The organism is Aquabacterium sp. OR-4 (assembly GCF_025290835.2).
Classification (GTDB): Bacteria; Pseudomonadota; Gammaproteobacteria; order Burkholderiales; family Burkholderiaceae_C; genus Pseudaquabacterium.
In genome coordinates this window covers 225,477-238,727 of the sequence record NZ_JAOCQD020000002.1, presented here as the reverse complement: position 1 = coordinate 238,727, position 13,251 = coordinate 225,477, and the positions used below count along the sequence as shown (strand labels likewise).

Here is a 13,251-nt window from a genome sequence, read left to right as displayed (position 1 = left end):
TCGCAGCGGGCAGCCGGGTGCCCCGTCCAGCGGGCCGAGCGCCGGGCCGCTCCCAAGCCGGCCCGCCAACCCGCCTGGCGGGTGGCGTCGCGTACCCGCGGCGCCGGGTGCCCCGGTTCAACCCGGGGCCTGCGCCTGTTCACAGGCCACCTGGAACACCTCGCGCCGGCCGCCGTCCACGCGCACCGCGGTGAGGGCGCCGCCCCACACGCAGCCGGTGTCCAGCGCCAGCAGGTCGGGCTGGTTGCGCAGGCCCAGGGTGCTCCAGTGGCCAAAAGCCACCGGCTGGCCGGTGGTGCGCCGGCCCGGCACCTCGAACCAGGGCATCAGGCCGGGCGGTGCGGCGTCGGCGTTGTCCTTGGTCTTGAAGTCGAGCGTGCCGTCGGCGGCGCAAAAGCGCATGCGGGTCAGCACATTGATCACGAAGCGCCAGCGCTCGGGCCCGGCCAGGCCGGGATGCCAGCGCGCCGGCTCGTTGCCGTACATCACGCGCAGAAAGCCCGGCAGGTCGGGCCCGGCCAGCAGGGCCTGCACCTCGGCCGCCAGGGCCATGGTTTGGGCCGCATCCCATTGCGGCGCCACCCCGGCGTGCACCAGCAGCCAGCCATGGGCCTGGTCGGCCAGCAGGCAGTGCTGGCGCAGCCAGTCGAGCCAGGCGTCGCGCTGCGGGCTCATCAGCACCTGGCGCAGGGTGTCGCTCTTGTGCAGCGGGCGCACGCCCTCGGCCACCGCCAGCAGGTGCAGATCATGGTTGCCCAGCAGGCAGCGGGCGGCATTGCCCAGCGTGTGCAGGCGCTGCAGCGTGGCCAGCGAGGCCGGGCCGCGGTTGACCAGGTCGCCCAGCACATGCAGCGAATCGCGCGAGGGCGAGAAGTCGATCGCCTCGAGCAGGCGGTCGAACGCGTCGCAGCAGCCTTGCAGGTCGCCGATGAGATAGTGCATCACACGATTCTGCTACGCTCCGCCGCTTGTTTGACTGCCCGTTGCGCCCGTGGCTGGCGCTGCCATGGACGTTGCGCTACTGGTCTTCCTGATCCTGCTGAACGCCTTGTTCGCCATGTCGGAGATGGCCTTGTCGGCCTCGCGCAAGGCGCGGCTGACGGTGATGGTGGAGGCCGGCGAGCGCGGTGCCAGCGCCGCGATGGACCTGCACGACAACCCGACCAAGTACCTGTCCACAGTGCAGATCGGCATCACCTCGATCGGCGTGTTGAACGGCATCGTCGGTGATGCGGCGTTCTCGGGGCCGCTGGCCACGCAGATCCGCGGGTGGCTGCCGCTGATCAGCCCGGGTGCGGCGCAGATCAGCGCCACCGCGCTGGTGGTGGTGGTGATCACCTTCCTGAGCATCATCTTCGGCGAGCTGGTGCCCAAGCGCCTGGGCCAGATGTACCCCGAGCGCGTGGCCGCGCTGGTGGCGCCGCCGATGGAATGGCTGTCGGCCGCCACGCGGCCCTTCGTGGCCCTGCTGTCGGTGTGCACCGAAGGCATGCTGCGCCTGCTGGGCATCCGCGAGACGCCCAGCCGCGCCGTCACCGAAGAAGAGATCGCCGCCAGCCTGGAAGAAGGCCTGGACGCCGGCGTGATCGAGGCGCAGGAGCACCAGATGGTGCGCAACGTGTTCCGGCTCGATGAGCGCCAGGTCGGCTCGATGATGATTCCGCGCGCCGAGATCAGCTGGCTCGAGATCAACGCGCCGCTGCCCGATCTGCTGGCGCGCATGCACGAGCAGGGCCACTCGCGCTACCCGGTGTGCCGCGGCGGCCTGGACGACGTGGTCGGCCTGCTCGAGGCCCAGCACCTGCTGCCCTCGCTGGCGCGCGGCGAGTCGCCCGACCTGGCCGCGCTGATGCAGCCGCCAGTGTTCGTGCCTGAAACCCTGTCGGGCATGGAGCTGCTGGATCACTTTCGCGCCTCGGGCGTCGAGCTGGTGTTCGTGGTCGACGAATACGGCGCGGTGCAGGGTGTGATCACGGTGCGCGACGTGCTGGAGGCCATCACCGGCGAGTTCGGTGCGCCCAGCGACGACGACGCCTGGGCCGTGCGCCGCCCCGACGGCAGCTGGCTGATGGACGGACTGATCCCGGTGCCCGAGCTGAAAGACCGGCTCGAATTGCGTGATCTGCCCGAGGAAGACCGCGGCCGCTACAACACGCTGGCCGGCATGATCATGCTGCTGCTGGGGCGCCTGCCGCGCACGGCCGATGTGGTGCAATGGGACGTTTGGCGCTTCGAGGTGGTGGATCTCGACGGCAAGCGTGTCGACAAGGTGCTGGTGTCACGCACCGAACAATCCGAAACCGAAAGACGAGACTGAGATGATCAACGAGAACCTGCACAAGAAGCCGGTGGCGCTGGACCGTGTCAAGCACAAGGATCTGAAGCTCGACCTGCAGCACCGCGACCTCGGCACGGTGGGCAAGCTCAACGCCTTTTTCGTGGCCGGCACCGAGTTCGGTGATGCCTGCCGCGAGTACCCGGTGGTGTGGGTGCATGCCGGCAACGACGAAGCCGGCAAGCAGCTGGTGGCGCCGATTGCCGTGTTCGGCCTGAAGGCCGAGCAGAACCTGTGCATCGACAACGACAAGTGGCGCGTGCGCTACGTGCCCGCAGCGCTGCGCCTGTACCCCTTTGGCCTGGCCCGCGTGGCGCCCGACCAGATGGTGGTGTGCTTCGACGAGACCTGGGGCGGCTTCGGCACCAGCGGCGAGACGCTGTTCAACGCCGACGGCGGCCCCACCGAGTTCGTGGCCAATGTGCAAAAGCAGCTCGAGAACTTCGAGGTCGAGGTCGAGCGCACCCGGGCGGTGGGCAACCTGCTGGTCGAGAAGGGCCTGCTGCGCGACATGCGCTTCGACGCCACGCTGCCCGACGGCAGCAAGCTGGCGGTGGACGGCTTCCTGACCGTCGACGCCGACAAGCTGGCCGCGCTGTCGGACGCCGACCTGCTGGCCATGAACAAGAACGGCGTGATGGGCCTGATCCACGCGCACCAGATCTCGCTGGGCAACATGACGCGCCTGGTGGAGTGGTACGTCGAGCGCTTCGGCACGGCCGCCCCGGCCACGGCCTGATCTGGCGCTTGAACGCGGCGCTTGAACGCGGCGCACGCGTCGATGAAGCCGGCTGACGCCGCGGCGCCCGCCCCCCCGGACGCCGCGCCGCGCACCCCGCTGGATCTGGAGCTGTATGCCCAGCCCGGCCACCTGATCCGCCGCGCGCAGCAGATCGCCGTGGCGATGTTTGCCGAGGCCATCGGCCGCGATGTGACGCCGGTGCAGTACGCCGTGCTGCGCATGCTGCAGGAGCGCCCGGGCATCGACCAGGTGACGCTGGCGCGCGAGGTGGCGCTCGACAACTCGAGCACCGCCGACATCGCCGCCCGGCTCGAGACCAAGGGCTGGGTCCTGCGCGAGGTGCTGCCGCGCCGACAGCGTGCGCTGTCGCTCACCGCCGAAGGGCAGGCCGTGCTCGACCGCCTGGTGCCGGCGCTGCACGCGATGAACTCGCAGATGCTGGCCGGGCTGGATACGGCCGAGCGCGCCGAGTTCATGCGCCTGCTGGGCAAGTTTGTGCAGCTCAACAACGCGCAGAGCAGGGCGCCGCTGCGCGCATCGCCGGCCGACTGATCCGGCGGCACGGCGCAGCGCGCGGCACGGCCTGGCGCAGCCTGGCCCGGCCGCGGTTCGAAGCCGTGCTCGGGTTTGACCGGGGTCAGGCTCGGCCTATATTCCGTATACTGAATATCATTCAGTATGCTGAATATAGGAGCCTCCGCATGTTCCCCATGAACGCCTGGTACGTGGCCTGCACGCCCGACGAGATCGACGCCAAGCCACTGGGCCGGCGCATCTGCGGCCAGCCCGTCGTGTTCTACCGCGGCGAGCAGGGGCAGGTGGCGGCGCTGGACGACTGGTGCCCGCACCGCGGCGCGCCGCTGTCGCTGGGCCGGGTGGTCGAGGGCCGGCTGGTCTGCGGCTACCACGGGCTGGAGATGGGCTGCAACGGCAAGACCATCGCGATGCCGGGCCAGCGCGTGCGCGGCTTTCCGCCGGTGCGCAGCTACCCGGTGGTGGAGCGCCATGGTTTCGTGTGGGTGTGGCCGGGCGATGCGGCGCTGGCCGATCCGGCCGCCATCCACGACTGTTTCTGGGCCGACAGCCCCGACTGGGCCTATGGCGGCGGCCGGTACCACATCGCCTGTGACTACCGGCTGATGGTCGACAACCTGATGGACCTGACGCACGAGACCTATGTGCACGCCACCAGCATCGGCCAGAAGGAGATCGACGAAACCCCGTGCACCACGCGCACCGAGGGCGAGCATGTGATCACCGAGCGGCGCATGTTCGGCATCGAGCCGCCGCCGTTCTGGAAGATGGCGCTGCGCGGTGCCCACCTGCCCGACGACCAGTTGGTGGACCGCTGGCAGATCTGCCACTTCACGCCGCCCAGCCATGTGCTGATCGAGGTGGGCGTGGCGCTGGCCGGCAAGGGCGGCTACGAGGCCGCACCCGAGCACAAGGTGTCGTCCATCGTGGTCGACTTCATCACGCCCGAGACCGCGACCTCGATCCACTACTTCTGGGGCATGGCGCGCAGCTTCAATGTGCGCGACAAGGCGCTCACCGCCAGCATCCGCGACGGGCAGGGCAGGATCTTCAGCGAGGATCTCGAGATGCTCGAGCGCCAGCAGGCCAACCTGCTGCACTGGCCGGGGCGCGACCTGCTCAAGCTCAACATCGACGCCGGCGGCGTGCAGGCCCGCCGCGTGCTGGAGCGGCTGCTCGCGGCCGAGCAGGTGGCGCCCGCGCGGCAGCAGGCGGCCGCATGAACCCGCCAGGCCACCGCCCGGGCGACGACCGCCAGGCACCGCCTGGAGCGCCCTCAGCGGGCACGCTGCAGCTTCGCATTGCGCGCCGATGGGCCGAGGCCGAGGGCATCTGCGGGCTCGAGCTGGTGGCCGCCGATGCTTGCGCGCTGCCGGCCTTCACGGCCGGCGCGCACATCGATCTGCACCTGCCGGGCGGGCTGATGCGGCCGTATTCGCTGTGCAGCGACCCGGCCGACACCTCGCGCTGGCAGCTGGCCGTGCTGCGCGAGCCGGCCTCGCGCGGCGGTTCGGCCGCCGTGCACGAGCTGCTGGCCGAGGGGCAGCCGATCACCGTGGGCCTGCCGCGCAACCTGTTTGCGCTGCAGCCGGGCGCCCGGCACAGCCTGCTGCTGGCCGGCGGCATCGGCATCACGCCCTTGCTGGCCATGGCCGAGCACCTGCACCGGCAGGGCGGCAGCTTCACGCTGCATGTGGCCGCCCGCAGCCGCGCGCGGCTGGCCTTTGCGGCGCGCCTGGCCGCCGCTCCCTATGCCGCGCAGGTGCGGCTGCACCTGGACGATGGCGCGGCCGCGCAGCGCCTGGACCTGCCCGCACTGCTGGCCGCGCCGCAGCCGGGCGTTCAGGTCTACCTGTGCGGGCCGCGCGGCTTCATCGACGCCGCGCTGGCCGCCGCGCGCGCCGCCGGCTGGCCCGAGGCGCAGCTGCACCTTGAGCGTTTCGGCCCGGCCGCGCCGGCGCCGGATGCCGCCGCAGCGCTGGCGGCCGACGGCAGCTTCTCGCTGCGCCTGACACGCAGCGGCCGCGTGGTGCCGGTGGCCGCGGGCCAGACCGCCGTGCAGGCACTGGCCGCCGCCGGTGTGTCGGTGATGACCTCGTGCGAACAAGGTGTGTGCGGCACCTGCCTGACCCCGGTGGTGGCCGGCGTGCCGGAACATCGCGACCAGTACCTCACGCCCGAGGAGCAGGCCGCCAACGACCAGTTTCTGCCCTGCTGCTCGCGCGCGCTGAGCGCCGAGCTGACGCTCGACCTGTGATGCCGATGGCCATGCCGTGACGCGATAACTGCTAGTTTCGGCCCACGCTTTGCGGTGCGGGCTTGTGCGGGGAACACCCGGGCCCGCGCGTCAGCACAATGCCGCACGACCCGCGCACGCGCCGCGCGCCGCCCCTCGACCTTCTGGAGACGAATGCCATGACCCGACGACAACATCTGCTCACGCTGGCCGCCAGTGCACTGGTGCTGGCCAGTGCTGGCGCCCAGGCGCAAGACACCGTGAAAGTCGGCGTGATCCTGCCGATGACCGGCCCCTCGGCCACCACCGGCAAGCAGATCGACGCCGCCATCAAGCTGTGGCTGGCGCAAAGCGGCGGCAAGGCCGGCGGCAAGAAGGTGGAGGTGATCATCAAGGACGACGCCGGCGTGGCCGACACCACGCGCCGCCTGGCGCAGGAGCTGGTGGTCAACGACAAGGTGGTGGCCCTGGCCGGCTTTGGCCTGACGCCGCTGGCCCTGGCCACCGCGCCGATCGCCACGCAGAGCAAGACGCCGATGGTGGTGATGGCCGCCGCCACCTCCAGCATCACCGAGGCCAGCCCGTACATCGTGCGCTCGAGCTTCACGCTGCCGCAGGCCGCCACCGCCATTGCCGAGTGGGCGGCCAAGAACAAGATCCGCAAGGTGGTCAGCCTGGTGGCCGACTACGGCCCGGGCAACGACGCCGAGAAGTTCTTTGCCAGCCAGTTCCAGCTCAATGGCGGGGTGGTGGTCGAGAAGCTGCGCACGCCGCTGCGCGGCCCCGACTTTGCACCGGTGCTGCAGAAGGTGCGTGATGCGCAACCCGATGCGCTGTTCGTGTTTCTGCCCTCGGGCCAGGGCGCGCAGTTCATGAAGCAGTTCGGCGAGCGCGGGCTCGACAAGGCCGGCATCCGGCTGATCGGCACCGGCGACGTGACCGACGACGACCAGCTCAACGACATGGGCGACGTGGCGCTGGGCGTGGTCAACGCCCACCACTACTCGGCCGCCCACCCGAGCGCGGCGAACAAGAAGTTCGTGGCCGATTTCCAGGCCGCCGCCAAGTTCCGCCCCAACTTCATGGCCGTGGGCGGCTACGACGGCATGCGCGTGATCTTCAAGGCGCTCGAGGCCACCAAGGGCGCCGGCGGCGAGGCCCTGCTCAATGCCATGAAGGGCCAGATCTTCGAGAGCCCGCGCGGCCCGGTGCTGATCGACGCGCAGACCCGCGACATCGTGCAGGACATCTACATCCGCAAGGTCGAGCGCAAGGACGGCCAGCTGTGGAACATCGAGTTCGATGTGCAGAAGCAGGTCAAGGACCCCGGGAAATCAAAGTGATCCCCCCTGGAGCGGCCAACGCCGCTCCCCCCCTTCATGAAGGGGGGGCGACCCCAGCGGCCCGGCAGAGCCGGATCCGCGGCGTCCGCTGGGTTTTGGCTTTCCGCGTGCCGACGTCGTCATGTTGACTTTACTTTTCGACGGCATTGCCTACGGCATGCTGCTGTTCGTGCTGTCGCTCGGCCTGGCCGTGACCATGGGCTTGATGAACTTCATCAACCTGGCCCACGGCGCCTTCGCGATGGCCGGCGGCTACATCCTGGTGCTGCTGATGCAGCGCGCGGGCTGGCCCTTTCTGGCCTGCCTGCCGGCGGCCTTCGTGATCACCGCCGCGGCTGGCGCGCTGCTGGAGCGCACGGTCTACCGGCCGATGTACGGCAAGCCGCACCTCGATCAGGTGCTGTTCTCCATCGGCCTGACCTTCATGGCCGTGGCGGCGGTCGACTTCTTCATGGGCAGCTCGCCGCAGAACGTGCCCAGCGCGCAGTTTCCCGAGTGGCTGCGCCAGCGCTTCGAGTTCGCTGTCGGGTCAGGTTTGGGCGCGCTGACCCTGGGCATGGGCGCCTACCGCCTGTTCATCGTGGCGGTGTGCGTGGCGCTCGCCGTGGGCCTGCAGGCGGTGCTGGCCGGCACGCGCTTCGGCAGCCGGCTGCGCGCCGCGGTGGACGACCCGCGCGTGGCCGCCGGCCTGGGCATTCCGGTCGACCGCGTGTTTCTGCTGACCTTTGCCGTGGGCTCGGGCCTGGCCGGCCTGGGTGGCGCGCTGGGCGCCGACCTGATGGGCCTGGACCCGAGCTTTCCGCTGAAGTACATGGTCTACTTTCTGATCGTCTGCGCGGTGGGCGGCACCAGCTCCATCACCGGGCCGCTGGCCGCCGCGCTGGTGCTGGGCATTGCCGATGTGATGGGCAAGTACTACCTGCCCAAGCTGGGCGCCTTCATCGTCTATGTGCTGATGATCGCTATCCTGTTGTGGCGGCCGCAGGGCCTGTTCTCGCGCGAGGGTCGCAAATGAGCCAGGCTGCCTCGCTGTTGCTCAAGCCCGCGCGCTGGCGCCCCTGGGAAGTGGCGCTGTGGGCCGCGATCTGGGCCACGCCGCTGCTGCTGGGCCAGCATGCCGCGCTGATCAACGAGATCGCCATCCTGGCGCTGTTTGCGCTGAGCCTGGACCTGATCCTGGGCTATGCCGGCATCGTCAGCCTGGGCCATGCCGCGTTCTTCGGCGTGGGGGCCTATGGCGCGGCGCTGTTTGCCAAGCATGTGATGCCCGACCCGCTGCTGGGCCTGCTGGTGGGCACGGCGCTGGGCGGTGCGCTGGGCCTGCTGACCAGCCCGATGATCGTGCGGGGCACCGACCTGACCCGCCTGATGGTGACCATGGGCGTGGCCCTGGTGCTGCTGGAACTGGCCAACAAGTTCGACAGCCTCACCGGTGGCGCCGACGGCCTGCAGGGCGTGGTGATGGGGCCCTTGCTGGGGCATTTCGACTTCGACCTGGGGGCGCGCGTGGCGTCGTTCTACTCGCTGGGTTGCCTGTTCGTGGCCTTCGTGCTGCTGCGGCGCATGGTGCACTCGCCGCTGGGCGTGTCGCTGCAGGCGCTGCGCGACAACCGGCTGCGGGTGATGGCGCTGGGCATGAGCGTCAACGGTCGCCTGGCAGCGGTGTACACGCTGGCCGCGGCGCTGGCCGGCACGGCCGGCGCGCTGCTGGCCCAGACCACCGGCTTTGCCTCGCTGGACGTGCTCGAGTTTCATCGCAGCGCCGATGTCATGCTGGCCCTGGTGATCGGCGGCGCCGGCTGGCTGTGGGGCGGGCTGGTGGGGGCGGTGGCCTTCAAGGTGATGCACGACGTGATCTCGTCGTTCACCGCCCAGTACTGGACCTTCTGGATCGGCCTGTTCCTGGTGGTGCTGATGCTGGTGGGGCGCGACCGGCTGTTCCGGCCGCAGCGCTGGTTCAAATCGAAGAAGAAGGAGGGCGCGCGATGAAGCGGGCCGAGCGCCGGGCCGCTCCCAAGCCGGCCCGCATCCCCTCGGGGGATCGCTTGCGGTACCCCGCGAGCGAGGGGCAGTCATGACGGTCGTATTGCGCACCGACGGCCTGGTCAAGCGCTTTGGCGGCATCACCGCCACCAACAAGGTCTCGCTCAGCATCACGCGCGGCGCGCGCCATGCGCTGATCGGGCCCAACGGGGCAGGCAAGACCACGCTGATCAACCAGCTCACCGGCGTGATGCCGCCCACCGAGGGCCGGGTATGGCTGGGCCAACGCGACATCACCCACCTGGCGCCGCACAAGCGCGTGGGCCTGGGCCTGGTGCGCACCTTTCAGATCAGCCAGCTGTTCGGCGAGCTCACGCCGCTGCAGAGCCTGGCGCTGGCGGTGAGCAGCCGCGAAGGCCAGGCCCACCGCTGGTGGCGGCCGCTGGGCCGCAACGCCGCCGTGGCGGCCGAGTGCGAGGCGCTGCTGGCGCAGTTTCGCCTGGCCGAGCATGCCGGGCGCCTGACCCGCGAGCTGCCGTACGGCAAGCGCCGGCTGCTCGAGATTGCGCTGGCCGTGGCGCAAAAGCCCAGCGTGCTGCTGCTCGACGAGCCCGCCGCCGGCGTGCCTGCTGCCGAGCGGCAGGACATCCTGGACACCGTGGCCGCGCTGCCGGCCGATGTGTCGGTGGTGCTGATCGAACACGACATGGACCTGGTCTTCAGCTTCGCCAGCCGGCTCACGGTGCTGGTCAACGGCACCGTGCTCACCGAGGGCACGCCGGCCGAGATTGCCGCCGATCCGCAGGTGCGCGCGGTGTACCTGGGCGATTCGATGGCGGGGGTGCGTGATGGCCACTGAACACGGCGCGCCGCTGCTGCTGGATGTGCAGGGCCTCACCTGCGGCCATGGCGATGGCGTGGTGCTCACCGATGTGAGCTTCTCGCTGGCCGCCGGCCGCTCACTGGCGCTGCTGGGCCGCAACGGCACCGGCAAGACCACGCTGATCGACACCCTGGTGGGCGTCACCCGCCGCCATGCCGGGCGCATCACGCTGGCCGGCCAGGCCATCCACGGCCTGCCGGTGCACCAGCGCGCCGCGGTGGCCGGTGGCGGCATCGGCTGGGTGCCGCAGGAGCGCAACATCTTCAAGTCGCTCAGCGTCGACGAGAACCTCAGCGCCGTGGCGCGGCCCGGGCCGTGGACGGCCGAGCGCGTGTACCGCCTGTTTCCACGCCTGGCCGAGCGCAAGAAGAACCTGGGCACCCAGCTGTCGGGTGGCGAGCAGCAGATGCTGGCCTTTGGCCGCGCGCTGGTGCTCAACCCGCGGCTGCTGCTGCTGGATGAGCCGCTGGAAGGCCTGGCGCCGATCATCATCGAAGAGCTGCTGCGCGCCATCCGCCGCGTGGCCCGCGAGGAGGGGCTGTCGTCCATCGTTGTCGAGCAGCACCCGCACATGGTGCTGGGCGTCACCGACGACGCCATCGTGCTCGACCGCGGCGGCATCGCCTACCGCGCCGAAAGCGAGGCCCTGCTGGCCGATCCGTCGCCGCTCGACACCTGGCTGGGCGTGGCCGCGCATTGAGCGCCGCCCGCCTCAATCCCCCCATCACCCCGCCCCAGAGGAGCCACTCGATGACCCTGCGCACCACGCCGCCGTTTCGCGCCGACCATGTCGGCAGCTTTCTGCGCCCCCAGTACCTGCTGGAGGCACGCGAGCAGTTCTTCGTCAAGAAGGCCATCACGGCCGAGCAGCTGCGCGCGGTGGAAGACCGCGCCATCACCGAGATCGTGAAGTTCCAGGCCGACGTGGGCCTGCAGAGCATCACCGATGGTGAGTTCCGCCGTACCTACTTCCACATCGACTTCCTCGAGCAGCTGGGCGGCGTCAAGACCGACATCCCGGTGACCGTGAAGCGCGCCGATGGCACCGAAGAGCTGGCGCCCCCGGTGATCCGCGTGATCGACAAGGTGCGCCATGCCAAGAACATCCAGCTGGCCGACTTCGAGTACCTGAAGGCCCAGGTGGCGGCTCTCGGCCTGCAGCCGCAGGGTGCGCTGACGCCCAAGGTGACCATTCCGTCACCCACCATGCTGCACTTTCGCGGTGGCCGCGCCGGCATCAGCCGCGAGGCCTATCCCGAGCTCGACCCGGCCTTCTACGACGACGTGGCCAAGGCCTATGGCGACGAGCTGCAGAGCCTGGCCGACGCCGGCTGCACCTATGTGCAGATGGACGACACCAACCTGGCCTACCTGTGCGACGAGAAGATGCGCGAGGCCGCCCGCCAGCGCGGTGACGACCCCAACGAGCTGCCGCACCGCTACGCGCAGTTCATCAACAAGGTGGTGGCCCACAAGCCGGCCGGCATGACGCTGGCCATGCACCTGTGCCGCGGCAACTTCAAGAGCACGCACGCCGCGGCCGGCAACTACGAGCCGGTGGCCGAGGCCCTGCTGTCGGAGATGAAGCTCGACGCGTTCTTTCTGGAGTACGACGACGACCGCTCGGGCGATTTCCGCCCGCTGCGCTACCTGAGCAAGGGCAAGCTGGTGGTGCTGGGCCTGGTGACCACCAAGTTCGGCGCCATGGAGAGCAAGGACGCGCTCAAGCGCCGCATCGACGAGGCCGCGCAGTACGCGCCCCTCGAGCAGCTGGCCTTGAGCCCGCAGTGCGGCTTCAGCAGCACGGTGCACGGCAACAACATCGCCGTGGAAGACCAGCGCAACAAGCTGCGCCTGGTGGTCGAGACGGCGCGCGAGGTCTGGGCCTAACCGAAGCGCGCCTGCACGTAGAGCTTCTCGGCGCGGGCGCCGGAGCGGCAGAACGCCAGCACCGGGCCGGGCAGCTCGGCCAGCAGCTGCTTGAAGGCCGCGATCTCTTCGGGCGACTGGTAGCCACCGGCCACCGGCAGATGGCGGTACTGCAGGCCGGCGGCTTCGGCCGCGGCCTGCACCGCGGCGCTGGTCGGCTGGTCGGGCCCATGCTCGAAATCGGGCCGGTTGCAGACCACCGACTTGAAGCCCGCGGCGGCCACCTCGGCCATGGCTTCGGGCATGAGCTGCGGGGCCACGGCAAATTGATCGGTCACGGAGCGGATCGGGAGCGTCATGGTGGTTCTGGCCGGGGGCAGGGTGGGGCGATGCGCCGAGCTTACTTCGCCGGCGCCAGTGCCGCCTTGACGGCGGCCGAAACCTGACCCATGTCGGCCTTGCCGGCCAGCTGGGCCTTGGCGGCCGCCATCACCTTGCCCATGTCGCCCGGGCCCAGGCTGGCGGCGCCACCCAGGCCGTCCACGATGGCGGTCACGGCAGCGGTGATCTCCTCGGCGCCCATGCGCGCGGGCAGGTAGGCCTGCAGCACGCTCAGCTCGGCCTGCTCCTTGGCGGCCAGGTCCTCGCGGCCGGCGCCCTGGTAGGCGGCGATCGAATCCTTGCGCTGCTTGATCAGCTTGTCGACCACGGCCACCACCTGGGCGTCGTCGAGCGTGATGCGCTCGTCGACCTCGCGCTGCTTGATCGCGGCCAGCAGCATGCGGATGGCCGACAGGCGCTCGGCATCCTTGGCGCGCATCGCGGCCTTCATGTCCTCGGTGATCTGGTCTTTCAGTGCCATGGCAAGGGTTCCTGGGGTTTGGGTCAGGGGCAGGAGGTGGGGCGCAAGCGCCGCCGGCGCGACGGGCCAAGCGCGCGCAGCGTGCCGCCGGCGGCCTTGGGCTGGCGCCCGGATGAAAGCGGGCGCCCCAATGCAAAACGCCCGCAGCGGCGTCCCGCGCGGGCGTCTGTGAAAGCGGACTCTACGCGTCGGCGATCAGTACAGCTTCTTGGGCAGCTGCATGCTGCGCACGCGCTTGTAGTGGCGCTTGACGGCCGCAGCCTTCTTGCGCTTGCGCTCAGAAGTGGGCTTTTCGTAGAACTCGCGGGCGCGAAGTTCCGTCAGCAGGCCCAGCTTCTCGATCGTGCGCTTGAAGCGGCGCAGGGCGACATCGAAGGGCTCGTTTTCCTTGACGCGAATCGTAGTCATCGAACGGATGAATCCTTGATAAGTGCGCTCGGTGTTCCTGGCTCGGCCTGCCTGCC

15 protein-coding genes are annotated in these 13,251 nt (G+C 70.0%); 11 read left to right on the top strand and 4 right to left on the bottom strand.

Translation table 11 applies throughout. The annotated features are described in order from the left end of the window. Positions 1-117: 117 nt before the first annotated feature. Positions 118-942 carry a symmetrical bis(5'-nucleosyl)-tetraphosphatase gene (locus tag N4G63_RS13260; RefSeq protein ID WP_314599797.1) on the bottom strand — a complete coding sequence of 275 codons (825 nt, stop codon included), beginning with the start codon at positions 940-942 and terminating at the stop codon, positions 118-120. 64 nt (positions 943-1,006) lie between these two features. Here N4G63_RS13260 and N4G63_RS13255 point away from each other — a divergent pair, with 64 nt between their 5' ends. The 11 genes from N4G63_RS13255 to N4G63_RS13205 all read left to right on the top strand — a co-directional run bounded on the left by N4G63_RS13255 (position 1,007) and on the right by N4G63_RS13205 (position 11,946). Further along, positions 1,007-2,317 (top strand): hemolysin family protein, encoded by a 1,311-nt coding sequence (locus N4G63_RS13255; RefSeq protein ID WP_314599796.1) that lies wholly within the window; start codon positions 1,007-1,009, stop codon positions 2,315-2,317. 1 nt (position 2,318) lies between these two features. Next, the gene (locus tag N4G63_RS13250; RefSeq protein WP_260785946.1) at positions 2,319-3,074 is read left to right on the top strand and encodes a SapC family protein; all 756 of its coding nucleotides are present in this window, start codon (positions 2,319-2,321) and stop codon (positions 3,072-3,074) included. A gap of 42 nt (positions 3,075-3,116) precedes the next feature. Then, complete coding sequence (locus N4G63_RS13245) at positions 3,117-3,629, top strand: MarR family winged helix-turn-helix transcriptional regulator (RefSeq protein ID WP_314599795.1); 513 nt, start codon at positions 3,117-3,119, stop codon at positions 3,627-3,629. A gap of 149 nt (positions 3,630-3,778) precedes the next feature. Beyond that, a complete protein-coding gene (locus N4G63_RS13240; protein WP_260785945.1) occupies positions 3,779-4,834 on the top strand; it encodes a Rieske 2Fe-2S domain-containing protein in 1,056 nt (351 codons plus the stop codon). Continuing rightward, on the top strand, positions 4,831-5,868 hold the full coding sequence (locus tag N4G63_RS13235) for a PDR/VanB family oxidoreductase (RefSeq protein ID WP_260785944.1): 1,038 nt from the start codon (positions 4,831-4,833) through the stop codon (positions 5,866-5,868). The genes N4G63_RS13240 and N4G63_RS13235 overlap by 4 nt, the downstream gene beginning before the upstream one ends. A 158-nt stretch (positions 5,869-6,026) precedes the next feature. Continuing rightward, entirely contained in the window at positions 6,027-7,190 is a 1,164-nt protein-coding gene (locus N4G63_RS13230) for an ABC transporter substrate-binding protein (protein ID WP_260785943.1), read from the top strand. Positions 7,191-7,311: 121 nt separating this feature from the next. Further along, positions 7,312-8,205 carry a branched-chain amino acid ABC transporter permease gene (locus tag N4G63_RS13225; RefSeq protein WP_260785942.1) on the top strand — a complete coding sequence of 298 codons (894 nt, stop codon included), beginning with the start codon at positions 7,312-7,314 and terminating at the stop codon, positions 8,203-8,205. Beyond that, positions 8,202-9,179 (top strand): branched-chain amino acid ABC transporter permease, encoded by a 978-nt coding sequence (locus tag N4G63_RS13220; protein ID WP_260785941.1) that lies wholly within the window; start codon positions 8,202-8,204, stop codon positions 9,177-9,179. Before N4G63_RS13225 ends, N4G63_RS13220 begins: the two co-directional genes overlap by 4 nt. Positions 9,180-9,264: 85 nt before the next feature. Next, positions 9,265-10,032, top strand: coding sequence for an ABC transporter ATP-binding protein (locus tag N4G63_RS13215; RefSeq protein WP_260785940.1), 768 nt, complete (start codon positions 9,265-9,267; stop codon positions 10,030-10,032). Beyond that, positions 10,022-10,756, top strand: a complete 735-nt coding sequence (locus N4G63_RS13210) for an ABC transporter ATP-binding protein (RefSeq protein WP_260785939.1) — start codon at positions 10,022-10,024, stop codon at positions 10,754-10,756. Before N4G63_RS13215 ends, N4G63_RS13210 begins: the two co-directional genes overlap by 11 nt. 50 nt (positions 10,757-10,806) lie before the next feature. Further along, entirely contained in the window at positions 10,807-11,946 is a 1,140-nt protein-coding gene (locus N4G63_RS13205; protein ID WP_260785938.1) for a 5-methyltetrahydropteroyltriglutamate--homocysteine S-methyltransferase, read from the top strand. Here the strand turns inward: N4G63_RS13205 and N4G63_RS13200 are convergent. From N4G63_RS13200 to rpsU, 3 genes are all read right to left on the bottom strand, one after another. Further along, complete coding sequence (locus N4G63_RS13200; RefSeq protein ID WP_260785937.1) at positions 11,943-12,284, bottom strand: protein tyrosine phosphatase family protein; 342 nt, start codon at positions 12,282-12,284, stop codon at positions 11,943-11,945. The genes N4G63_RS13205 and N4G63_RS13200 overlap by 4 nt on opposite strands. A gap of 41 nt (positions 12,285-12,325) precedes the next feature. Beyond that, entirely contained in the window at positions 12,326-12,787 is a 462-nt protein-coding gene (locus tag N4G63_RS13195) for a GatB/YqeY domain-containing protein (RefSeq protein ID WP_260785936.1), read from the bottom strand. A gap of 195 nt (positions 12,788-12,982) precedes the next feature. Beyond that, positions 12,983-13,195, bottom strand: coding sequence for a 30S ribosomal protein S21 (rpsU, locus tag N4G63_RS13190; protein ID WP_009551973.1), 213 nt, complete (start codon positions 13,193-13,195; stop codon positions 12,983-12,985). Between the last annotated feature and the right edge of the window lie 56 nt (positions 13,196-13,251).

What these genes read in the sequence shown, in the direction of transcription:
- N4G63_RS13200 (WP_260785937.1), bottom strand. Translation starts at nt 12,284, where the DNA reads ATGACGCTCCCGATCCGCTCCGTGACCGATCAATTTGCCGTGGCCCCG.
- N4G63_RS13245 (WP_314599795.1), top strand. Translation starts at nt 3,117, where the DNA reads ATGAAGCCGGCTGACGCCGCGGCGCCCGCCCCCCCGGACGCCGCGCCG.
- rpsU (WP_009551973.1), bottom strand. Translation starts at nt 13,195, where the DNA reads ATGACTACGATTCGCGTCAAGGAAAACGAGCCCTTCGATGTCGCCCTG.
- N4G63_RS13260 (WP_314599797.1), bottom strand. Translation starts at nt 942, where the DNA reads ATGCACTATCTCATCGGCGACCTGCAAGGCTGCTGCGACGCGTTCGAC.
- N4G63_RS13225 (WP_260785942.1), top strand. Translation starts at nt 7,312, where the DNA reads ATGTTGACTTTACTTTTCGACGGCATTGCCTACGGCATGCTGCTGTTC.
- N4G63_RS13210 (WP_260785939.1), top strand. Translation starts at nt 10,022, where the DNA reads ATGGCCACTGAACACGGCGCGCCGCTGCTGCTGGATGTGCAGGGCCTC.
- N4G63_RS13215 (WP_260785940.1), top strand. Translation starts at nt 9,265, where the DNA reads ATGACGGTCGTATTGCGCACCGACGGCCTGGTCAAGCGCTTTGGCGGC.
- N4G63_RS13235 (WP_260785944.1), top strand. Translation starts at nt 4,831, where the DNA reads ATGAACCCGCCAGGCCACCGCCCGGGCGACGACCGCCAGGCACCGCCT.
- N4G63_RS13230 (WP_260785943.1), top strand. Translation starts at nt 6,027, where the DNA reads ATGACCCGACGACAACATCTGCTCACGCTGGCCGCCAGTGCACTGGTG.
- N4G63_RS13195 (WP_260785936.1), bottom strand. Translation starts at nt 12,787, where the DNA reads ATGGCACTGAAAGACCAGATCACCGAGGACATGAAGGCCGCGATGCGC.
- N4G63_RS13240 (WP_260785945.1), top strand. Translation starts at nt 3,779, where the DNA reads ATGTTCCCCATGAACGCCTGGTACGTGGCCTGCACGCCCGACGAGATC.
- N4G63_RS13205 (WP_260785938.1), top strand. Translation starts at nt 10,807, where the DNA reads ATGACCCTGCGCACCACGCCGCCGTTTCGCGCCGACCATGTCGGCAGC.
- N4G63_RS13255 (WP_314599796.1), top strand. Translation starts at nt 1,007, where the DNA reads ATGGACGTTGCGCTACTGGTCTTCCTGATCCTGCTGAACGCCTTGTTC.
- N4G63_RS13250 (WP_260785946.1), top strand. Translation starts at nt 2,319, where the DNA reads ATGATCAACGAGAACCTGCACAAGAAGCCGGTGGCGCTGGACCGTGTC.
- N4G63_RS13220 (WP_260785941.1), top strand. Translation starts at nt 8,202, where the DNA reads ATGAGCCAGGCTGCCTCGCTGTTGCTCAAGCCCGCGCGCTGGCGCCCC.